Raw genomic sequence first — 21,050 nt, forward strand, 5'->3', positions numbered from 1 at the left:
GCCTCCCTCGCCTCACGGAATTCGCCGACCTGGCGCCGGTTGGCGCCATGCCGCATCCGCAAGACTTGACCGTGGCAACGACGGCCAGGACCACACGGTTTTGCCGCACGCAACAGCGCCGTTCGTACAACGCGGCTTGCGAAAAGCTCACAGGGATCGGCTCAATCCATCCCCCCGCCCTGCGTCTCACATCCGCGACGGCGCCAATGCGTCCACCGCAACCCGATCCGCGGCTCGTGACGACGTACGACCGCCCCTCTTCGTGGATCAGGTCGGCGACAACTACGATAATTCCGAATTTCTGTAAAGCAGAATCTTTCGCCTCGCGCTGATTGACCCAGCCATTGCTGTTTTGCCCGGCGGATCACCCAAGCCCTTGGGGTGACCCGGGCAGGTCGCCCCCCCCAAAAGACGTCTTGAGGAACGCACGTGATGTCCGCTGATCTCAGCAGCAGCGCAAAACGCGGCATTGTCCAACTTCTGGATTGGGCCGATTGGGGAATGGTGTCCGCTACCAGCACCAATTTGAGTGCGATCGAAATTCACGATGTAGCGTCGCCCAGGATCGTTGGAGCGACGGAGATGCTCCAGAAACTGCTTCTCGCTGAGATCGCGCAAGATCGTAACTTTCCGGCTGGTGTGGGACTGGTAACTTCGGCCAGCTCCTCAAGCGTGAGACCCATCATGCATACGCCTGTCCAGCAGCTCCACATGCCGGCCAACACCTTGCCCTCCGTCCTAGCCGCCTCGCCGAGACCGGTACACATTCTCAACAGCGGCAGGCCCGCAGCCAGAGCCATTTGACTGCCAATCAACGTGTCTTTGGAATGTAGCAGCCACGGGCAAGTGCCACGCACGCTCTATGAGCTCAGGAGTACGTGTTACCGATGAAGCTATGGCTTCTGATGGAACGTGCGATCGACTGACCAACAGGGCCGCGGCACACACCAGACACACGGCGACAACCAGGCTGCTGATGCTTACGCGGTGCCTTTAGCTTCATGGGTCAAAACCTAGCGGCAATGACTACATCGGCCGCCAAAATTATATCCGGGAGCCAACCAGGGGGAAGAAGGTTGCGTACGCGCGTCCCTTGGCTGCAATGCGACCGCATCCCGACGGGCGAAAGAGCTCCTTTTGGGTCAAACAGGAAAGTGACAGCCAATCGGACCCTTCCCGCGGCATCCCCGGCCACGTATCAGCACCGAGATTCAGATGCTAGATTTCGAGCTCCACCGAATAGGAGGACGACATGCCCGAGAGCGTCTACAAGGTCATTGAACTGATCGGCACCAGCAAAGACTCCTGGGAGAAGGCCGCCGCCAATGCGGTCGAGCAAGCCGCTAGATCTCTCCGAGATCTTCGCATCGCAGAGGTCGTCAAGCTCGATATGCAACTGGATGACAAGGGAAAAGTCGAGGTCTATCGAGCCAAGCTCAACGTATCGTTCAAGTTCGAGGGCTCCTGAGCCTCAGCACCTCGCCCCTTGTGGGCGAGGATGGCTCATTGAAAAAAGCGCGCTACGCGATCCGCCCAATCGGACGCTGTGGTCCCTCCGGGAAGTTGGCACTAGTCCAGCTGGTACCGATATGCTCTGATGCAAGGAAGCGTATGGCGGGTGGTGGTCCCATGTACATGATCATTCGCAAGTACACGGAGGTTCGTTCGGTAGCGGACGCCGCTCGTCGCGCCAAGAGCGGCGTCGGTGAGATCCTAAGGCAATCGCAGGGATTTCGATCTTACCAGGTGCTGGATGCGGGCGACGGTGTCGGTATCGCCGTGATGATATTTGACGACCGCGAAAGCGCCGACGCAGCGAACGCCAAGATACTGGCGTTTGTTCAGGCGAGCCTACATGACCTCGATCTTGGGGTTCCCGAAGTCATCAGCGGCGAGGTTTTGGTGGACCTAGTGTCTAATGAATCTACGAGCATGAAGTAGCGTCGCCACTTGCGTGGCAGGGCAGCCTTGCTCATGTCATAGACGTGATGTCACCCTCCGAGACGATCGCGACTTGGATCTATGCGTGCCGCCAGTTAGGAATTCGAGCGCGGGTGCTTTTCGAGGAGCAGCAACACCATGAAGCAACACACCTTCGACGCATTCTCCATCACAGCGATCTGCTGGACACCGCTCCTGCCTATGGGCACTGCGATGCCGCCAAGAGATCCTGATGAAGAGGACGAGGAAGAAGATGAGGAGGACGAAGATGACGCTGACGAACCGGCGGTCGTGCGCGAGCCGGACGAAGATTAGACTAATCCGTGTTCGGCAGTCGGCGATATAATATCTCCCATGGGCTGGGATGCGAGAGACATAGAGCTCCTCACTAGACTCTGGTCCGCAGGACAGAGCGCGGCGCAGATAGCGCGTCGTCTCGGATGCAGTCGTAACGCGGTCTGCGGCATGCTAACCCGTCAGGGCCTGAAGCGCGGCCACAAGCCGCCTACGGCAAGGCCCAAGATACGTCCGCCCCCGAAGCTGAGGCCGGCGTCGTCGGCAGCTTGCGCCCGTCCCGTCGCAAAGAAGGTGTCGCGAAACAAAGCGGAGAGGCAGCAGCCCAAGGAGTTCAGCAGGCAGCAGCTTTACGACATGCTGGCTGATGCGATCAGAAATACTGGCTAGGGATCAACGCGAACGGCGCTGCGCTTCCGTCAGTGCCTGGCTCGGCTCGATGGGTTGGATTGTCGTGCCCCCTTCCCAAGTTCGTCTGCATCGGGTCAACGGCGGAATTTCGAGGCTAGCCAAGACACGATCTGCTCTGCCTCCCAAAGAGGACATGCCAGAGCTTCAGCTGGACGTCGGCTCAGGGCCCCAGAAGCTGACATCGGCCCAAGCATCGCTTGTGTCTCAATTTGGTAGTGTCTCAGTTTGAAATTGGATCGCTAATGATTGTTGCTTCGCCAATGATCCGGCCCTCCCATACGTAGAACTTTGGAGCAGATCGGAGGTATCCGATGGCCTGCTGTCCAGCGAGAAAGACGTAACCAACTCGGCGCCGCTCGCCCGGCATCATGGGTTGATCGCCTAGCAGCGGCCAACCATCGTACCCAACCCACCCTGTTCCTTGTTCTGATTGAATAGTGCAAGGGCAGCCCCAGCCCAATCCAATGGCCTGTTCACGACCTCCATCTTCGATCGGGTACAACCATAAGTCCGCTATGAGCTCTGGGCTCATTGATTTGAGCTGATCGGCTCGACTGGTCATGAAAAATCGCTGGTCTCTCGTGTAGCCCACCTTGCGAAGCTTAGGTTGTTGGGTCGGGAAACTTCGACCTCGATCAAGCTTATGGGGCAGCCCGTCACCGTGTCATGTAAAATACTACAAAAAACACTGCTACGATGAAAAGCAGGTCGATGACGCATTGCTCTTGCAGGATCGCGGAGCGTGGGCCTGATGGTGGCGGCGGAATGATTGCCGGCCAAGATCCGTTCACGGCGCAAGCCGCGTGAAGACGTAGTCTCGGCTCTTGGCCCGTGCTTCATGGCACGCAAAGCAGGTGCGGTGCTGGGCCTCGTCGACCGGCTTGCCGTTGATGAAGCGGCCAAAGCCCCAGCCACCGGTCGCGGCGTACTTCTTGGAATCCTTGACCATCACCTGGACCGTGGTGGCGGCACCGGGAATCGTCGCGGACGCAAACTCCGGCGACTGTTGCCGCTTCCAGGCGCGCTTGACCAGAATGGTGCCGTCCGGGAACGGGAGCTTGCCGGCTTGATACGCGTCGATTGCGGTCTGGTTGCCGATGACGGCACGAAGCTCGTCGAGCGGCGCCGCCTCTTCAGCCGGCGCGATCAACTCCCACTGCTTGTAGCCGGGCGGAATGGTGACGCCGAAGATTGGTGACGCGTCGGCCGTGCTTTGCGCAGGCCTTTCGGCAAGCGCGATCGAAATCAGATATGGCACGCAAGTCAGGAGAACGACGAGGAGGAGCGCCGCCAAGGTGATAGCCGTGGCAGAGGAGCTCTTTTTCGTTTTGGATTCGATGGGCGTCATGAGGTTTCATCTGGCTGGGATCAACGGGGGATCCTCGGCCCAGCAAGGCTGGACCGAGGTGTTGACAAATGATCAGGCGCCATCGGCGTCGATCACGGCCTTGGCAAAGGCCTGCGGCGCTTCCTGCGGCAGATTGTGGCCGATGCCGCCGATGATCAGGCGAAACTCGTAGCGGCCCGAGAACTTCTTGGCATAGGCGGCGGGATCGGGATGCGGCGCGCCGTTGGCGTCGCCTTCCATGGTGATCGTCGGCACCTCGATGACGGGAGCCGCCGCGAGCTTCTTTTCGAGATGCTCGTATTTCGCTTCGCCCTGGGCGAGCCCGAGCCGCCAGCGGTAATTATGGATCGTGATCGCGACATGATCCTTGTTGTCCAGCGCCGCCGCGCTGCGGGCGAAGGTGGCGTCGTCGAACTTCCACTGCGGCGAGGCGAGCTTCCAGATCAGCTTGGCGAAATCGTGCGTGTACTTCTCGTATCCGGCTCGGCCGCGCTCGGTCGCGAAGTAGAACTGATACCACCATTGCAGCTCGGCCGACGGCGGCAGCGGCGCATTGCCCGCGGCCTGGCTGGAGATCAGATAGCCGCTGACCGACACCAGCGCGCGGCAACGCTCCGGCCAGAGCGCGGCGATGATATCGGCCGTGCGCGCGCCCCAGTCGAAGCCGGCGATAACAGCCTTCTTGATATCGAGCTTGTCCATCAGCGCGATGATGTCGGCGGCCATCGCGGCGGGCTCGCCGTTGCGCGGTGTCTCGCCAGAGAGGAAGTGCGTCGAGCCGTAGCCGCGCAAGTGCGGGATGATCACGCGATAGCCGGCCTGCGCCAGGATCGGCGCGACGTCGACGAAGGCGTGAATGTCGTAAGGCCAGCCGTGCAGCAAGATCGCCACGGGACCGTTCGACGGGCCTGCCTCGGCATAGCCGACATTGAGGACACCGGCATCGATCTGTTTGATCGCGCCGAAGGACGCAGTCGATGCCTGCGATCGCGGCGCTTCCGTTTCGGCGCGCGCGAGGTCGATCACGCCGAGACCGACGGCGACGGTTCCGGCGGCGACGCCGAAGAACTTGCGACGATGCTGGTCGATGATTGGCTTCATGGTCGTGCTACCTTTTGCTGGTTGGAGATGGTGCGTCAGATCAGCGCGACCGTGACGTCGATGTTGCCGCGAACGGCCTTGGAATAGGGACAAGTTTGATGCGCATCATCGATGATGCCGCGCGCGATCTCGGGGTCGAGGCCTGGCAGGCTGACATTGAGGCGCGCCCGCAGCGAATAGGCGCCCTCCTCGAGCACGAGATCGATCTCCGCATCAACAGCGCATTTCCTGGGGAGCTCGATCTTCCGCTTCCGGGCCGCGATCTCCATGGCGCCCTCGAAACACGCCGACCAGCCGGCCGCGAACAATTGCTCGGGATTGGTGCCAACCCCTGTGTCGCCCGGCGGCGACAGCTTGACGTCCAGGCGACCGTCAGAGCTGCGCGACATGCCGTCGTGCCGTCCGCCGCTGGTGTGGGTCCTGGCTGTGTAGAGCAGTTTTGCCGCTTGCGTCATGAAAGTCTCCTTCCGTTGCGCAACTGACTAGCAGCGGCTGTCGCAGCACACCCGTTTGGACTTGTGAGAAGTTGTGAGGTTGTTGCAGCTCGCGCGGCTCACAAGGCCTGCATCCACGGTCTGATGCCGATGCAGGGAGGCGCCTTGCCGGATCGCAACCATCTGCTATCGAGCCCCGTGAAAGGGACCAGGATTTCGCCATGACTGAGCCGGCCGGCACCGCGACTGGAACCGTGTCGTTCGGGCCATTCTCTGTGACGCCGCATGAAAGGTTGGTGACACGCGACGGCGTCGCGTTGCCGCTCGGCGCGAAAGCCTTCGACACGCTGATTGCGCTGATGTCACGGCCGAACGAGGTCGTCAGCAAATGGGACCTGATGGCGCTGGTGTGGCCCGGCCTCACGGTCGAAGAAGCCAATCTGCGCTTTCATGTCGCAGCGCTTCGCAAGGCGCTCGGTGACGGCAAGGATGGCGCCCGCTATATCACGACGCTCTCCGGCCGCGGCTATTGCTTCGTGGCGCCGATCTCGCAAACGGACATTGCGACAACACAGCGCCCCGCGCCTCGGCTGGAATTGCCGCTTGTTAAACTGCCGAACCGGTTGCAGCGGATGGTCGGGCGCGACGATGCGATCGCCGCCGTCACCGACAAGCTCATCACCTCGCGCTTCGTCACGATCGTCGGCCCGGGCGGCGTCGGCAAAACCGCGATCGCTGTGGCGATCGCGCACGACCTGCTCGGAACATTCTCCGATGCGGCACATTTCGTGGACCTTGCCGCGCTCAGCGATCCCGATCTCGTGATCACCTCGATCCTGCTGATGCTTGGTCTACCGGCCCAGACCGACGATCCCCTGCCCGCCCTGCTTGCCCATCTCCGCGACAAGCGGATGCTGCTGATCCTCGACAATTGCGAGCATGTCATCGCGACCGTTGCACCGCTGGCGGCGGACATCTTTCAAGCGGCGCCGCATATCCACATCCTCGCGACCAGCCGCGAAGCCCTCCGCGTCGAGGGCGAGCTCGTCTATCGATTGGCCCCACTCGCGGTTCCGCCCGACGGCCCCTCGCTGACGGTCGCCGCAGCCCAGACCTATCCTGCGCTTCAACTGTTTCTCGAACGTGCCACAGCCAGCGGCGCGCAGATCACGCTCGATGACGTCAATGCCACGATCGTCGCGAGGATCTGTCGCAAGCTCGACGGCATGGCGCTGGCGATCGAGCTCGCCGCCGGCCGGGTCGAAGCCTATGGCCTGGAGCGGACGGCCGCGCTGCTCGACGAGCGTCTCAATCTGCTCTGGCAGGGACAGCGAACGGCGCCACCCCGGCAGAAGACATTGCAGGCCACGCTCGACTGGAGCTACGGACTGTTGTCGGATGTCGAACGCCTCGTGCTGCGCAGGCTTGCGGTCTTCGCCGGACATTTCACCATCGATGCAGCGCTCGAGATCGTGCCGGACGAGCGCGTCGACCACGCCCACCTGTTCGACGCCGTCGACAGTCTCGTTGCCAAATCGATGGTCGCGCCGCGACCGATCGGCGCCATGATGCGCTACCGCCTGCTCGACACGACGCGCGCCTATCTGCTCGAGACCGAACCTGATGACGCGGCTCTCGCCGTCCGCCACGCGAACTACTACCGGCGATGGCTGGAACAGGCCGGCGTGACATGGGCCACGGTGCCGAGCGCGGACGAACGGGCGGCTCATTTCTCCGCGCTTCACAATGTGCGCGCCGCGCTCGACTGGTGCTTCGGCGCCGACGGCGATGTCGGCATCGGCATCGCGCTGACTGCCGCCGCGGCGCCGATCTTCCTGGCGATGTCCCTGTTGATCGAATGCCGGCGCTGGTCGGAACGGGCACTGCAGGCGATGGTCCCCTCCGCGCGCGGCGGACCAGAGGAAATGCACATCCAGGCCGCCCTCGGACTGACCTTGATGTTCACCCGCGGCGGCAGCGAAGCGGCGCGCAACGCCTTGAGCCGGAGCCTTGCGATCGCCGAGGCACGTGGCGACGAAATCAACCAGCTCCAGCTGCTCGGCCGGATGCATATCTTTCACGAGCGGATGGGAGAGTTCGACGCCGCGCTTGGCTACGCGCAGCAGAGCCTCGCGGTGGCGAGGTCGCTGGGCGACCCCGCCTCGATCGCCCTCGCCCATTCGCTCCTCGGCGTCTCGCTACATCTGGCCGGCGAGCATCGCGACGCGCTGAAAATGCTGGAAGTCGCCTGGCGGGGACCCGGCACGGAACGAATCAGCACGGTCTACGGCTTCGATCATCGCAACCGGGCTGGCATCACGCTGGCCCGCGAGCTCTGGTTGCAGGGTCGGCCCGCCGATGCGCGGCAACTGGCGCAGCAGACGGTCATCGAGGCCGCGCAAATGGATCACCCGATCACGCTCTGCATCGCGTTGATCTGGGCGGTCTCGATCGACCTCTGGAGCGGAGACCTCGACGGCGCGGACGAAAACATCGACCGTTTCATCGCGCATGCCAATGCGCGCTCGATGGGGCCTTATCTCGCCGTCGGCCGCGGCGTCAAAGGCGAGCTGGCGATCCGTCGCGGCGACGCCGCCGGTGGCGTCGAGACGATCAGGACCTGCCTGCGCGAGCTCCACGATGCCGGCTACGAGCTGCTCACCACGACGTTCAACATCGCGCTGGTTCAGGGCTTGCTGGCGCTCGGGCAGATCGAGCAGGGCGCAGAACTGATCGACGATGCGATCCGCCTGGTCGAGCAAGGCGGCGATCACCTCTATAGGCCCGAGCTGCTGCGGATGAAGGGCAAGGTGCTGCTGTCGCTGCCGGAGCCCCGGATCGAGGAGGCAGAGGCTTGCCTCATGCAGTCGCTGGAACTCAGCCGCGGCAAGGGCGCGAAAGCCTGGGAACTGCGTGCCGCGGTCGATCTTGCGCAGCTTGTTGCCGACCCGCACCGCCGCAAGGAAGCAAGGCTGTTGCTCCAATCGGCTCTCGAAGGCTTCGCCAAGGACTCGGAAACGGCGGATATCAGGGCCGCCGATGCGCTACTGAAGACGCTGTAGCAGGGGATCACCCCGTCGGCGTGCCCTGCGTCCACTGCCCCCCGGCGATCTTGGCGGCTGCGATCACCGCCTGGGTACGGCTCTCGACGCCTAGCTTTTGCAGGATCGCGGAGACGTGGGCCTTGATGGTGGCCTCGGAGACCCCGAGCTCGTAGGCGATCTGCTTGTTGAGTAGCCCTTCCGACAGCATCATCAGGACCCGGACCTGCTGCGGCGTCAGCGTCACCAGGCGGTCGCGCAGGCGCGTCATGTCGGGATCGGCCGCGGCCGAGAGGTCGGTGTCGGCGGGAACCCAGACGTCGCCCTCCATCACCTTGAGGATGGCGTCGCGCAAGGTCTCGACGCCGAACCGCTTCGGAATGAAGCCGGAGGCGCCGAAATCGAGCGAGCGGCGGATCGTGGCGCTGTCGTCGGAGGCCGAAACGATCACCACCGGGATCGCCGGATATTGCGCGCGGAGATAGATCAGGCCGGAAAAGCCTGAGATCCCGGGCATCGAGAGGTCGAGCAGGATCAGGTCGACGTCCGAGGTCTGTTCCAGGAGCTTGGTCAGATCCTCGAACGATCCGGCCTCGTCGATTCGGGCCGAGGTCAGGACGCCGGCCACCGCCTGTCGCAGCGCGTCGCGGAAAAGCGGATGGTCATCGGCGATGACGAGATGGGTCGAGGGAGCGTTCATCGTTCTCTTGCTGTCGTTCGCGGGCCGGCGGACAGATCCCGGATTTGGCCAATTCTTCCCCGAGCGGCCGTGGCATGCAAGTGCACATTATCCCTTTGCTGCAAAGGGGTTAATCCGGAAGCCGCCGTGACCGCAGGCCGGCGCCCGATACCGGGCGTCAGCTGCACGTCAGTGCGCAAGGCCGAAAGTCGTATTGGGGCGGGTTTCACGCCGATGTTACCTTGCGGGCAAGACCTGGGTTGATCCGGCATGTCCGGACGTCTGGGGCGCGAGGAAACGCATTTGGGGAGCGACTCAACATGTCGACAATGGCTGTATCTCAAGCAGGCTCGGGAGGGATGACGAAGGACGAACGGTTCGTCATTCTCGCTTCCTCGCTCGGTACCGTCTTCGAGTGGTACGATTTCTACCTCTACGGTTCACTGGCCGGCATCATCGGCGCCCAGTTCTTCTCGGCCTATCCGCCGGCAACCCGCGACATCTTCGCGCTGCTTGCGTTCGCAGCCGGCTTCCTGGTGCGTCCGTTCGGCGCGATCGTGTTCGGCCGGATCGGCGACATCGTCGGCCGCAAATACACCTTCCTCGTCACCATCCTGATCATGGGCCTGTCGACCTTCATCGTCGGCCTGCTGCCGAACGCGGCGACTATCGGCATCGCGGCTCCGATCATCCTGATCGCGCTGCGCCTCGCCCAGGGCCTGGCGCTCGGCGGCGAGTATGGTGGTGCGGCGACCTACGTCGCGGAGCATGCGCCGAACGGCAAGCGCGGCTACTACACCTCCTTCATCCAGACCACGGCGACTCTCGGCCTGTTCCTGTCGTTGCTGGTGATCCTGTTCACCCGTTCCGCGCTCGGCGAGACCGACTTCGCGGCGTGGGGCTGGCGCATCCCGTTCCTGGTCTCGGTGCTGCTGCTCGGCATCTCGGTCTGGATCCGGCTCCGCCTCAATGAATCCCCGATCTTCCAGAAGATGAAGGAAGAGGGGAAGGGCTCGAAGGCGCCGCTGACGGAGGCCTTCGGCAATTGGCAGAACGGCAAGCTCGTGCTGCTCGCCCTGCTCGGCGGCGTGATGGGCCAGGGCGTGGTCTGGTACACCGGCCAGTTCTACGCGCTGTTCTTCCTGCAATCGATCCTGAAGGTCGACGGCTACACCGCCAACCTGCTGATCGCATGGTCGCTGCTGCTCGGCACCGGCTTCTTCATCGTGTTCGGCATGCTGTCCGACAAGATCGGCCGCAAGCCGATCATCCTCGGCGGCTGTCTGATCGCGGCGCTGACCTTCTTCCCGATCTTCAAGATGATCACCACCAACGCCAACCCGGCGCTGGAAAAGGCCATCGAGCAGACCAAGGTCGAGGTGGTGGCCGATCCCAAGGGCTGCGGCGATCTGTTCAACCCGGTCGGCACCCGCGTCTTCACCGCGCCTTGCGACACTGCACGTGCCTTCCTGTCGCAGTCGTCGGTCAAGTACTCGACGAACTACGGCGCCGCCGGATCGGGCGTGAAGGTCGTGGTCAACGGCAAGGAAGTGCCCTACGCCAACGCCAAGGACAGCAACCCTGCCGTCCTCGCTGCGGTGCAGGCGGCGGGCTATCCGAAGACGGGCGATGCCGGCATCGTGAAGATGGCGCATCCGCTCGACATCTTCCGCCCGCAGGTGGCGGCGATCATCGGACTGCTGTTCGTGCTCGTGGTCTACGTCACCATGGTGTACGGCCCGATCGCAGCGATGCTGGTCGAACTGTTCCCGACCCGCATCCGCTACACCTCGATGTCGCTGCCCTACCACATCGGCAACGGCTGGTTCGGCGGCCTGCTGCCGGCGACCGCCTTTGCGATCGTGGCCTCGACCGGCGACATCTATGCCGGCCTCTGGTACCCGATCATCTTCGCCGCGATTACCGTCGTGATCGGCTTCTTCTTCCTGCCCGAGACCAAGGACGTCGATATCAAGGCGACCTGATCGACAGCAGCGATCTCAACCAACACGAACCGGCCGCGGCTTCCGCGGCCGGTTTTGTTTTGAGCGCTTACTGATTGCTGCCGATGAACTGCAGCACGATCTCGCGGTGGTGCGGGCGGCTGCGATGCTCGATCAGGTAGATCGCCTGCCAGGTGCCGAGCGCAAGTTTGCCGTTCAGGACCGGCACATGAAGCGAAGTCTGCGTCAGCATGGTCTTGATGTGCGCCGGCATGTCGTCGGGCCCCTCCGTATCGTGCGTCCAGCCGCCGTTTTCCGGCGCGAGCCGCGACAGCGCCGTGGTGAGGTCGACCAGCACGGAAGGATCGGCGTTCTCCTGAATCGTCAGCGAGGCCGAGGTATGGCGGATGAACAGCGTCAACGCGCCGTCATGCGCGTGCGCCTCGGCGACGAATTTTGCGGCTTCGCCGGTGAGATCAGTGAAGCCGCGGCCCGACGTCTGCACGGTCAGCAGCGACGATGAGATGACGGTGGCTTGCACCGTCGATGGCGCCGAGCGGGTAACGGATTTGCCTGATGTCATCATAGGTCTCTCAATTCGGAAAGCCGCCGTAGGGTGGGCAAAGCGAAGCGTGCCCACGTCTTTTTTCATGATTTTAGAGACATGGTGGGCACGGCGTAAGAACGCCTTTGCCCACCCTACGGCACCTCGCTTCGTGTCAAATCTTCCCCGACACGTCCTTCTGAACGCGGTTGGCCATGTCGATCAGCCGCCGCCAGGCCTTTTCCAGAAACGACATCACGCGATCGACGTCCTGATCGCTCGGCAGCGGGATCTCGATCTTGCGCTCGCCGTCGCCGACCTTGGGCTCGGCTTTCTTCAACGGGTCGGATTTCGGCAGCGCCTCGTCGATCTTGCCCGACACCGTCGGCCCCGCCGCGAGCTGTCCCTTCAACTTCTCGACCTCGGCCTGGAGCCTGCCGATCTCGGCATCGAGCGCCGTCCGTTCGTCGGGCACCGCGTAGCAGGCCCAGCCGGCGCCGTTCTTGGTGCAGGTCGATACCGTGCCGGTGCGCGTGTCGAGCCGCAGCACGCCTTCGGGGATCGGTGTCATGCTGTAGCGACCGTTTTCGCTGTCGGGCGCGGATTGCGCGGCCTCGAGACCGCCACTGACGGCCATCGCCGCGGCAAATGCCGCCGCCGCAAGCCAGGATGTTGTGGATGATGTCACGGGTCTCATCGCGCTCTCCGCCACGATCTGCAGGTGGCAATCCGGCAAATTCTACACCCCGGTGAGACGGTCCGCCGCCCAAAACGTGTACTGACATCAACGATCGCGGCGACGTCTTTGATCCCGGCAGCGCGGCGAAAGGACGACCGCCTTCACCGATCCCGAGGCGAGCTGCTGCGGTGCGGCGTCACGCTGTGTGCAGCGCTGCCGTGCGCGCCAATATCATCAAATAAATCAGCCACATAACCGAAAGCGACGCAATCGTGACTTGGCTTGACTTGATTATGGGCCATCAGTATGGTCCGCGCGGCTTTTGAGGGTGGCGGGCGTAATTTCCATTCAGCCGCGGCGTTTCGGGTCTTCGTTGCATGACACAGGGCACGGGACACGGCGAGAATGGAGATCGCGATAAATCGCCCGAGGAAGCTGCGCTTTCCGAACGGCTCGGAAATCTTGATCAGCGGTTGTCCGAGTTTCGCGACCGCCGGATCAAGACCGAGCAACCCGCAGGTGACGGTGAAGACAGAGCGGCCAGAGCTTCGGCGATGGCGCTTGGTTTCCGATTATCCTCGGAGTTGATCGCCGGTGTCGTGGTCGGAGCGGGGATTGGCTGGGGGTTCGACCGCTTGCTGTCGACGTCGCCTTTCGGGTTTATCGTGTTCCTGTTGCTGGGCTTCGTCGCCGGCGTGGTGAATGTGGTGAGAACGGCGGGCGCGGGTCAAAACAGGCGCGGTGGTTCGTAAGCCGTCCCACCAAGAGAGGAATGATCGTGCCGGCTTCGCCGGTACGGGCCGGCCCGGCCGGCAGACCGAGACCCGCCGGCATTGCCCGGCAGACCAAGAGATGCCGCGCTGATGAAAATCGACCCGATCCACCAGTTCAACATCGAGCCTCTCTTTACCCTGGGCCATATCGGCAATCACACGATCGCCTTCACCAATTCGTCGCTCTACATGCTGGTGGCGGTGGCGATCATCTCGCTCCTGATGCTTGCCAGCGGCACGCAGCTGGTGCCCGGGCGCCTGCAGTCGGTCGCCGAGATCTCCTACGAATTCGTAGCCTCGACCATCCGTTCGACAGCCGGCGCGGAAGGCATGAAGTTCTTCCCGCTGATCTTCTCGCTATTCATGTTCATCTGCGTCTCGAACCTGGTCGGCATCATCCCCTATACCTTCACGGTGTCGAGCCATCTGATCGTCACCGCAGCGCTCGCGCTGCTGGTCTTCTTCACCGTCCTGATCTACGGCGTTGCCAAGAACGGCCTGAAATTCTTCTCGATCTTCGTGCCCCACGGTGTCCCCGGCTACATCCTTCCGCTGGTGATGTTCATCGAGATCCTGTCGTTCTTCCTGCGGCCGGTCTCCCACAGCGTCCGTCTGTTCGCCAACATGCTGGCCGGCCACATCGCGCTGAAGGTGTTCGCGGGCTTCGTCGCCATGCTCGGCTTCTCGCTCGGCGCCCTCGGCTGGGTCGGCGGCGTGCTGCCGCTGGCGCTCACGGTCGCGCTGTACGCGCTCGAGATTCTGGTCGCGTTCCTGCAAGCCTATGTGTTTGCGATCCTGACCTGCATCTACCTCAACGACGCCATTCATCCGGGACACTGAGCGGTCCGGGGAATTTCCACCCAAAACCCAATCTTTCTTCCAAGGAGTCTAAAATGGATCCGGCAGCAGCAAAACTTATCGGCGCGGGCATCGCGTGCATCGGCATGGGCGGTGCGGGCGTCGGCGTGGGCGTGATCTTCGGCAACTACCTCGCCGCGGCCGTTCGTAACCCGTCGGCCGCTCAGGGCCAGTTCGGCAACCTGATCTTCGGCTTCGCCGTGACCGAAGCGCTCGGCATTTTCTCGCTGCTGATCGCGCTGCTGCTGCTGTTCGTTCCGCTCTGAGGACGACGTTCTTCGCGCCGCTTCAACCGAAGCGGCGCGCATGACAGCAACAGGAGTACTCCATGGCTGAGAGTCATGGCGGGGCGAAGAGTCCGGCGGCGGGCGCCCACACCGGGGCTGACGGTGGTCACCACGGTGGCGGCTTTCCGCCGTTCGAGAGCAGCAACTATGCTTCGCAGCTGGTGTCGCTCGCGATCTTCTTCGTCGTGCTTTATGTGATCGTGTCCAAGCTCGCTCTGCCGAAGGTCGGCGGGGCGATCGAAGCGCGTCAGAACAAGATCGAGGGTGACCTCACTGAGGCGCAGAAGCTGAAGGACCAGTCCGAAGCGGCGCTGAAGGCCTATGAAAGCGAACTCGCTGCGGCGCGTTCGCGGGCGCAGGCGATCGGCAACGAATCCCGCGACAAGGCGAACGCGCAGGCGGACGCCGAGCGCAAGGCTCTGGAAGAACAACTGGCGGCCAAGCTCGCCGGGGCGGAAAAGACCATCGCCTCGACCCGCACCGCCGCCATGAGCAATGTCCGCGGCATCGCGGCCGATGCGGCAGGTCAGATCGTGCAACAGCTCACCGGCATCGTCCCCGATGCCGCGTCAGTCAATGCAGCGGTCGATGCGTCGCTGAAAGGTTAGTCGAGATGTTCTTCGATCCTGAAACCTGGGTCGCCATCGCTTTCGTGATCCTGATGGTCGTGTTCGGCTATCTCGGGGTCTTCAAGTCGGCGATGACCGCGCTCGATCATCGTGCCGACCGCATCAAGGCCGAGCTCGACGACGCCCAGCGCCTCAAGCAGGAAGCGGCCAAGGTGCTCGCCGACTACAAGGCGCGCAGTGCCACCGCCGAGCGCGAAGCCGCCGACATCATCGCCAATGCCAAGGCCGAAGCCGAGCGCATCGCGGCCGATGCCAAGGCGAAGATGGAAGACTTCGTCGCCCGCCGCACCAAGACCGCGGAGAGCAAGATCGCGCTCGCCGAGGCCCAGGCGCTGGCCGATGTCCGCGCCGCAGCCGCGGAAGCCGCTGTCCAGGCTGCCTCCACGATCCTGTCGCAGTCGGTCAAGGGCCAGGTTGCCGACGATCTGCTCGCCAAGGGCATCACCGAAGTCCGGCAGAAGCTGAACTGAGGGATCTGCCTTCACCAATCAAAAAGCCGGCGCGATGAGCGCCGGCTTTTTTGTTTGTCTGAAAGACTCTCGTGTTCCGGACGCGGCGCGGCATGCAATGACGCGACGCAGAGCCGGGATCCAGTTCTTACAGCCGGACGGGCCCCGGCTCTGCAGCGCACCGCTCCGGACGATGCTTCGCATCGCCGGGAGCGCTGCGCTGCGTCCGGGGCACGAATCTTCGGCTATTTCTTCTTCCGCCCCTTCGGCTCCGGCGACAGCGCCTGCGGGTCGAAGCCGACATAGAAAATGTAATTATCGGCGACCGCGGCCGACGGCACCGGATAGGTCATATCCTCGGCGACGAAGGTGAAGGGCACACTGCCGCCCGCGGTCATATCGACCGTGGTCCGGTAGGCCTTCGAGGCAATCACCTTCTCGCCAACGCCGCCCTGCACGACGGCGATGCGCAGGGGCACCTCGACGGAGGCAGGCGCACCGGCGGGACCGGCGATGACGCGGCCCTGGATGCCGATCCGGGCCGTGATGCCAGCGCTGCTGCGGGCACATTCGCGCGCCATCTTGGTGATCGAGGCCTGGAAGCGGATTTCATTGCCAACGGCCGGCTTGCCGGTGGCTCCAACCGCGTAGGTCGAGGCCCCCGCGCGCACCGTGACCTGCGGGCAATCGAGATCGTCTTCGGCGGGCTGGCCGGGCGCAGGCGCCGGCTTGGGCTCGGCTGGCTGGTCGGACTTGCCGCCGAACAGGCTCTTGAAGCGGTCGGTCAGTGACTGCGCCGCGACCGGCGACACCGCTGCGAACGACACCGACAAGACAAGCGCGATCGCCGGCATCCGCCGCAGCACATTCCGCGATGACCGAAGCTGCTTCCCCATCAAAGCCCCTACTCCATGACAAAAACCCGGCCGATCACCGGTAGGCCTCGCGCCTTATATCGCCAAAATCGGCGAACCCAAGGCAGCAAAAAGGGGGAGTTGGCCGCACGAATCGGGCTGCTCAGCCGCGGAAATCCTCGTGCAGCAGGCCGAACAGCAAATGGTCCTGCCAGATCCCGTTGATGCAGAGATAGCGGCGCGCCAGCCCCTCGCGGGAGAAGCCGCACTTCTCCAGCACCCGAATCGACGGCGCATTGGTCGGGATGCAGGCCGCCTCGACGCGATGCAAATTGAGCTCGCCGAACAGCGTCGGCAGCAGGACCCGCAGCGCAGCCGTCATATAGCCGCGATGGGCATGGGGTTGCCCGACCCAATAGCCGATGGTGCCGGCCTGCACGATCCCGCGCCGCACGTTGGCCAGCGTGATGCCGCCGACCATGGCGCCGTCGAGCTCGCGGAAGATCAGAAACGGATAGGAACGGTCCGCGGCGATGTCCTCGGAATAGCGGCGCAGACGTCGGCGGAAGCCGGAGCGGGTGAGATCGTCCGACGGCCAGATCGGCTCCCAGGGCGTCAGGTAGTCCCGGCTGGACTCGCGCAAATGCGCCCATTGCAGGAAGTCCGACATCTGCGGCGCGCGCAACAACAACCCGTTGCCGCGCGGCGCGAGGGCGGCGGGTCCACTGGACGGCAGGCGAAAGAGGGCCATGGTGATGCTTCCCGGGGCAGATCGCCCGCGCGCGGCTCCTAATGCAACCGCGCCTTGGCACGTGCCCGGGTCAATCCTTCCGCAAAAGACACCGCCGTGTCCAGACCCCTGCCACTGCCCAATGCGACAACGGCGGGCCGGCTCCGCGACAACAGCGCACGCGCCGCGTCCCGGGTCGATTCGACGCTGACGGCGTCGATCCGGCCGACCAGCTCCTCGACCGTCTGCGGCCGGCCATAGGCCAGCACGTGCCGGGCGAGCTGCTCGGCACGGGACGAGCAGCTCTCCAGCGCCATCAGCAGACCAGCCTTCATCTGTGCCTTGGCCCGCGCGATCTCGGCCTCGGTCAGCGTCTCCACCGACTCGTTCATGATGTCGACCACGACCTCCATCATCTCCGGCGCATCGGCCGGATCGGTGCCGGTGTAGAGACCGAAAAAGCCGGTATCGGTATAGGGCGCGTGGAACGAGTAGATGGAGTAGCAGAGGCCGCGCTTCTCGCGCACCTCCTGGAACAGGCGCGACGACATTCCGCCGCCGAGGATGTTGGTGAAGACCTGGAGCGAGAACAGCGACAAATCAGTCTGCGGCACGCCTTCCAGCGCCAGCGTCAGATGCGCCTGCTCCAGCTCGCGATGCACCACCTTGGCGCCGCCCTTGCCGAACTGGGCGGTTTGCGGCTTCGGGCCCGGCGTCGCCTCGAAACTCGCAAAGCGCTTCTCGGCCTCGGCGACCACTTGGCTGTGATCGACCGCGCCTGCCGCGGCCACCACCATGTCGGGCCCGCGATAATGCGTCGAGAGATAGCCGCGCAGCATGTCGCGGTTGAAGGCGCGCAAGGTCTTGGCCGTGCCGAGCAGCGAGCGGCCCATCGGCTGGTCGGGATAGCAGAGCTCGTTGAGATGCTCGAACACGACGTCATCCGGCGTATCCTGTGCGGCACCGATCTCCTGCACGATGACGTTCTTCTCACGCTCCAGCTCGTCGGGCTCGAAGGCGGGATTGGCGAGGATGTCGGCGAGCACGTCGAGCGCCAGCGGCACGTCGGCCTTGAGCACCCGCGCATAATAGGACGTGGTCTCGGTCGAGGTGCCGGCATTGAGGTCGCCGCCGACCGCTTCGATCTCCTCGACGATCTCGCGCGAGGAGCGCTTGGTCGTGCCCTTGAACGCCATGTGCTCCAAGAGATGCGAAATGCCGTGCTCGTTCGGCTTCTCGTCGCGTCCGCCGACGCCGGCCCAGACGCCGAGCGCCGCAGTCTCGAGATGGGGCATCTTGTCGGTGACGACGGTCAGGCCGGAGGCAAGCTTGGAAATCTCGACGCTCATCCGGCAACTCCTTGCTTTGCGGCCCGGCTGACTGACAGCACGAACCGCTCGATCTCGGCCTGATCGTTCTTCATCACCTTCATGTGTTCGGATTTGGTCATCAATCCGTCGAGCCAGGCCGGCAATTGCGGCCGCTGGCCGCAGGCCGCTTCGACAGCGTCGGGGAATTTGGCCGGATGGGCGGTCGAGAGCACGATGCTCGGCACCCGCGTATCCGTGGTGTCGCGGTCAGCGACGGCGAGCGCCACCGCCGTATGGGGATCGACCAGCTCGCCTGCCTCGCGCCAGCCGGCGCGGATCGCAGCCGCGGTCTCGGTCTCGTCGGCGCGCCCGGCGTCGAACTCCTCGCGGATTGCGGCCAGCGTCGCATCGGGCAGCACGAAACGTCCTGACTGCTTCAGCGAATCCATCAGACGGCGCACGCTCGCCGCATCGCGCCGGCCGGCCTCGAACAGCAGCCGCTCGAAATTCGACGAGATCTGGATATCCATCGACGGCGACGCCGTCGCGTGCACCTCGCGCACCTCATAGATCCCCGTCTTCAGCGTGCGCGCCAGGATGTCGTTGACGTTGGCGGCGATGCGCAGGGTCCGCACCGGCAGGCCCATGCGCTTGGCGACATAGCCGGCAAAGATATCGCCGAAATTGCCGGTCGGCACGACGAAATCCACCGCGCGCGCCGGCGCGCCGACGGCGACGGCGGAGGTGAAATAGTAGACCACCTGGGCGACGATGCGCGCCCAGTTGATGGAATTGACGCCGGACAGCGAGGTCGCATCGCGGAAGCGATGGTTGTTGAACATTCCCTTCACGAGCGCCTGGCAATCGTCGAAATTGCCCTCGATGGCGAGCGCATGGACATTGGCCGCGCCCGTCGACGTCATCATCCGCCGCTGCACCTCGGAGATGCGGCCGTGCGGGAACAGCACGACGAGGTCCACATTCTCAAGTCCTGCAAAGGCCTCGACCGCGGCGCCACCAGTATCGCCTGACGTCGCGACCACGATGGTGGTGCGTTGGCCGCGCTTGGCGAGCACGTGGTCCATCAGCCGAGAGATCAGCTGCATCGCCACGTCCTTGAAGGCGAGCGTCGGGCCGTGGAACAGCTCCAGCACGAACTGGTGCGGCGACATCTGGCGCAGCGGCACCACCGCCGGATGGCGGAAGGTCGCATAGGCCTCGTTTGCCATGCGGCCGAGTTCGGCGTCGCTGATCTCGCCACCCGCGAAGGGACGAATCACGTCGACCGCGACCTCCCAATAGGGACGGCCGAAGAAGCCGGCGATGGCATCGGTGGAGAGTTGCGGCCAGATGGTCGGCACATACAGGCCGCCATCCCGGGCGAGCCCGGTCAGCATCACGTCGCAGAAGCCGAGTTCGGGGGCCTCGCCCCGGGTCGAGATATAACGAGTCAAACTGCCCTCCAAAGGCAGGCCGAACCGAAGCGCGATCCTTAAGCCTTTGATTTCACGAAATTACTTGTTAACAGCCAGAGGCTTTGGGCCACCATAAAGTGTTTTGCGGCATCGGGAAACCGCTTCCCCATCCGCGCCCCTTCGCAGCAAAAAGGGCTGCGGCCATGCCGCAGCCCTCTCTTGGAAGGTCTGTCGTTGATGTGTGCAGACCGGTTTGCCTCTGTCGGGTCGCCGACCCGTCAAAACTGTTCGCGCAACCTTTCGTCCCCTGTCACGAAACCGTCAAGGGCGAAAACGAGGCGTGCGAGAACATGTTCCTATTTTTCCCGAGGCGCCCGAGCTCTTATGAGCCCGTTCGAGCGAATTCGCCCCGCCGATTGCCGTTTTGTCCCGACAGTTGCGGATAGCATCGGAACGATTGCCAGCTGGGCTCATTGTGTCCGCGGATGGGTGTCGGCGGTGTCCATGCATTGCCCGGCTGCACGCTGACGCCGATCCGCCCCGCCGAACCGGCTGCATCCTGGAGTAGCCGGTTCGGTGCTTCCGGGCCGGCAGTGCCCGGGCGCCAAGCGCCCGCGACGTCAATTCAACCCGATTTCCACCGCGATCCTGATCAGGTCGGAATGATTCTTGGCCCCTAACTTCTGCTTGAGCAGGGACGTGGTGTTGGCGACCGTCTTGTAGGAGATGCCGAGCGCCTCGGCGACTTCCACGATCTTGTCGCCGCGTCCGAGCAGGCGGAGAATTTCGAGCTCCCTCGGCGTCATCTGCGAGGCCGGGTTGGCCTTGATCGCCGCGCCGGAAAACGTCACGGCTTCCGCGAGCTGCGGCGAGATGAAATTGTCGCCTGCGACCACCTTGCGCACCGCTTTCAGCAGGATCCTGGGATCGTCGCCCTTGGACACATAGCCCTGCGCACCGAGCTCGACTGCCCGCACCACGAAGGCCGGATCGTCGTTCATGCTGAACAGGATGATCTTGGCGTCGGGGTCGTCCTTGCGGATGCGGCGCATCAGCTCGAAGCCGGAGACATCAGGCAGGCTGATATCGATCACGGCGACGTCCGGCCGCTTGCTGACATAGGCGCGATGCCCGGATTTGGCGTCCGTCGCCTCGTCGATACGGATCGAATGGTCCGAAGCGAACAGGGTGCGGCAACCGGACAGCACCACGGGATGGTCGTCGACGATCAGGACCCGGGTCCCCGGCTTGGCGGTATCTTGCATCGCGCACTCGCTTTTTTTTGACTCTTAGACCGGCGGGAACAAATGGAAAGAGCAAATCCCGCCGA

22 protein-coding genes and 1 pseudogene are annotated in these 21,050 nt (G+C 63.6%); 11 read left to right on the forward strand and 12 right to left on the reverse strand.

What is annotated here, in order from left to right; genetic code table 11:
* Window positions 1-282: 282 nt before the first annotated feature.
* Window positions 283-957 (reverse strand): annotated as a pseudogene (locus IVA79_RS02375) (phytochelatin synthase family protein).
* Between the two features lie 295 nt (window positions 958-1,252).
* On the opposite strand from IVA79_RS02375, the gene IVA79_RS02380 reads away from it, so the two are divergent.
* From IVA79_RS02380 to IVA79_RS02395, 4 genes are all read left to right on the forward strand, one after another.
* Window positions 1,253-1,468: a dodecin family protein gene (locus IVA79_RS02380; RefSeq protein WP_247550137.1), complete on the forward strand. Its 216-nt coding sequence runs from the start codon at window positions 1,253-1,255 to the stop codon at window positions 1,466-1,468.
* A gap of 161 nt (window positions 1,469-1,629) precedes the next feature.
* Complete coding sequence (locus IVA79_RS02385; protein WP_247550139.1) at window positions 1,630-1,941, forward strand: hypothetical protein; 312 nt, start codon at window positions 1,630-1,632, stop codon at window positions 1,939-1,941.
* Window positions 1,942-2,079: 138 nt separating this feature from the next.
* Entirely contained in the window at window positions 2,080-2,256 is a 177-nt protein-coding gene (locus IVA79_RS02390; protein WP_247550148.1) for a hypothetical protein, read from the forward strand.
* A 39-nt stretch (window positions 2,257-2,295) separates the two neighbouring features.
* Window positions 2,296-2,625 carry a GcrA family cell cycle regulator gene (locus tag IVA79_RS02395; protein ID WP_247550151.1) on the forward strand — a complete coding sequence of 110 codons (330 nt, stop codon included), beginning with the start codon at window positions 2,296-2,298 and terminating at the stop codon, window positions 2,623-2,625.
* Window positions 2,626-3,433: 808 nt separating this feature from the next.
* Here IVA79_RS02395 and IVA79_RS02400 read toward each other — a convergent pair.
* From IVA79_RS02400 to IVA79_RS02410, 3 genes are all read right to left on the reverse strand, one after another.
* Window positions 3,434-3,994 carry a cytochrome P460 family protein gene (locus tag IVA79_RS02400; protein ID WP_247550152.1) on the reverse strand — a complete coding sequence of 187 codons (561 nt, stop codon included), beginning with the start codon at window positions 3,992-3,994 and terminating at the stop codon, window positions 3,434-3,436.
* A gap of 72 nt (window positions 3,995-4,066) precedes the next feature.
* Complete coding sequence (locus IVA79_RS02405; protein WP_247550154.1) at window positions 4,067-5,095, reverse strand: alpha/beta hydrolase; 1,029 nt, start codon at window positions 5,093-5,095, stop codon at window positions 4,067-4,069.
* A 35-nt stretch (window positions 5,096-5,130) separates the two neighbouring features.
* Entirely contained in the window at window positions 5,131-5,550 is a 420-nt protein-coding gene (locus IVA79_RS02410; RefSeq protein ID WP_247550156.1) for an organic hydroperoxide resistance protein, read from the reverse strand.
* 200 nt (window positions 5,551-5,750) lie between these two features.
* On the opposite strand from IVA79_RS02410, the gene IVA79_RS02415 reads away from it, so the two are divergent.
* On the forward strand, window positions 5,751-8,591 hold the full coding sequence (locus tag IVA79_RS02415; protein ID WP_247550158.1) for a tetratricopeptide repeat protein: 2,841 nt from the start codon (window positions 5,751-5,753) through the stop codon (window positions 8,589-8,591).
* A 7-nt stretch (window positions 8,592-8,598) separates the two neighbouring features.
* Here IVA79_RS02415 and IVA79_RS02420 read toward each other — a convergent pair whose 3' ends face one another.
* Window positions 8,599-9,270 carry a response regulator transcription factor gene (locus tag IVA79_RS02420; RefSeq protein ID WP_247550161.1) on the reverse strand — a complete coding sequence of 224 codons (672 nt, stop codon included), beginning with the start codon at window positions 9,268-9,270 and terminating at the stop codon, window positions 8,599-8,601.
* Between the two features lie 338 nt (window positions 9,271-9,608).
* Between IVA79_RS02420 and IVA79_RS02425 the strand changes: the two genes are divergently transcribed.
* Entirely contained in the window at window positions 9,609-11,234 is a 1,626-nt protein-coding gene (locus IVA79_RS02425; RefSeq protein ID WP_247550163.1) for an MFS transporter, read from the forward strand.
* A gap of 67 nt (window positions 11,235-11,301) precedes the next feature.
* Here IVA79_RS02425 and IVA79_RS02430 read toward each other — a convergent pair whose 3' ends face one another.
* Window positions 11,302-11,775, reverse strand: a complete 474-nt coding sequence (locus tag IVA79_RS02430; RefSeq protein ID WP_247550549.1) for a secondary thiamine-phosphate synthase enzyme YjbQ — start codon at window positions 11,773-11,775, stop codon at window positions 11,302-11,304.
* 136 nt (window positions 11,776-11,911) lie between these two features.
* Complete coding sequence (locus IVA79_RS02435) at window positions 11,912-12,433, reverse strand: hypothetical protein (RefSeq protein WP_247550165.1); 522 nt, start codon at window positions 12,431-12,433, stop codon at window positions 11,912-11,914.
* A gap of 359 nt (window positions 12,434-12,792) precedes the next feature.
* Here IVA79_RS02435 and IVA79_RS02440 point away from each other — a divergent pair, with 359 nt between their 5' ends.
* The 5 genes from IVA79_RS02440 to IVA79_RS02460 all read left to right on the forward strand — a co-directional run bounded on the left by IVA79_RS02440 (window position 12,793) and on the right by IVA79_RS02460 (window position 15,432).
* The gene (locus IVA79_RS02440; protein ID WP_247550167.1) at window positions 12,793-13,167 is read left to right on the forward strand and encodes an AtpZ/AtpI family protein; all 375 of its coding nucleotides are present in this window, start codon (window positions 12,793-12,795) and stop codon (window positions 13,165-13,167) included.
* A 111-nt stretch (window positions 13,168-13,278) separates the two neighbouring features.
* A complete protein-coding gene (locus IVA79_RS02445; protein WP_247550169.1) occupies window positions 13,279-14,028 on the forward strand; it encodes a F0F1 ATP synthase subunit A in 750 nt (249 codons plus the stop codon).
* 53 nt (window positions 14,029-14,081) lie between these two features.
* A complete protein-coding gene (locus IVA79_RS02450; protein ID WP_007599451.1) occupies window positions 14,082-14,312 on the forward strand; it encodes a F0F1 ATP synthase subunit C in 231 nt (76 codons plus the stop codon).
* Window positions 14,313-14,374: 62 nt separating this feature from the next.
* Window positions 14,375-14,941 carry a F0F1 ATP synthase subunit B' gene (locus tag IVA79_RS02455; RefSeq protein ID WP_247550170.1) on the forward strand — a complete coding sequence of 189 codons (567 nt, stop codon included), beginning with the start codon at window positions 14,375-14,377 and terminating at the stop codon, window positions 14,939-14,941.
* A 5-nt stretch (window positions 14,942-14,946) separates the two neighbouring features.
* Window positions 14,947-15,432 carry an ATP F0F1 synthase subunit B gene (locus IVA79_RS02460; protein ID WP_247550172.1) on the forward strand — a complete coding sequence of 162 codons (486 nt, stop codon included), beginning with the start codon at window positions 14,947-14,949 and terminating at the stop codon, window positions 15,430-15,432.
* Window positions 15,433-15,656: 224 nt separating this feature from the next.
* Here IVA79_RS02460 and IVA79_RS02465 read toward each other — a convergent pair whose 3' ends face one another.
* The 5 genes from IVA79_RS02465 to IVA79_RS02485 all read right to left on the reverse strand — a co-directional run bounded on the left by IVA79_RS02465 (window position 15,657) and on the right by IVA79_RS02485 (window position 20,985).
* Window positions 15,657-16,307, reverse strand: a complete 651-nt coding sequence (locus IVA79_RS02465; RefSeq protein WP_247550174.1) for a hypothetical protein — start codon at window positions 16,305-16,307, stop codon at window positions 15,657-15,659.
* A gap of 121 nt (window positions 16,308-16,428) precedes the next feature.
* A complete protein-coding gene (locus tag IVA79_RS02470) occupies window positions 16,429-17,016 on the reverse strand; it encodes a GNAT family protein (protein WP_212079711.1) in 588 nt (195 codons plus the stop codon).
* Between the two features lie 38 nt (window positions 17,017-17,054).
* Window positions 17,055-18,344, reverse strand: a complete 1,290-nt coding sequence (locus IVA79_RS02475; RefSeq protein ID WP_247550176.1) for a pitrilysin family protein — start codon at window positions 18,342-18,344, stop codon at window positions 17,055-17,057.
* Window positions 18,341-19,759 (reverse strand): threonine synthase, encoded by a 1,419-nt coding sequence (thrC, locus tag IVA79_RS02480; RefSeq protein WP_247550178.1) that lies wholly within the window; start codon window positions 19,757-19,759, stop codon window positions 18,341-18,343. The genes IVA79_RS02475 and thrC overlap by 4 nt, the downstream gene beginning before the upstream one ends.
* A 581-nt stretch (window positions 19,760-20,340) precedes the next feature.
* On the reverse strand, window positions 20,341-20,985 hold the full coding sequence (locus tag IVA79_RS02485) for a response regulator transcription factor (protein WP_247550180.1): 645 nt from the start codon (window positions 20,983-20,985) through the stop codon (window positions 20,341-20,343).
* Between the last annotated feature and the right edge of the window lie 65 nt (window positions 20,986-21,050).

The sequence above is a fragment of the Bradyrhizobium sp. 138 genome, assembly GCF_023074075.1.
Lineage (GTDB): Bacteria > Pseudomonadota > Alphaproteobacteria > Rhizobiales > Xanthobacteraceae > Bradyrhizobium.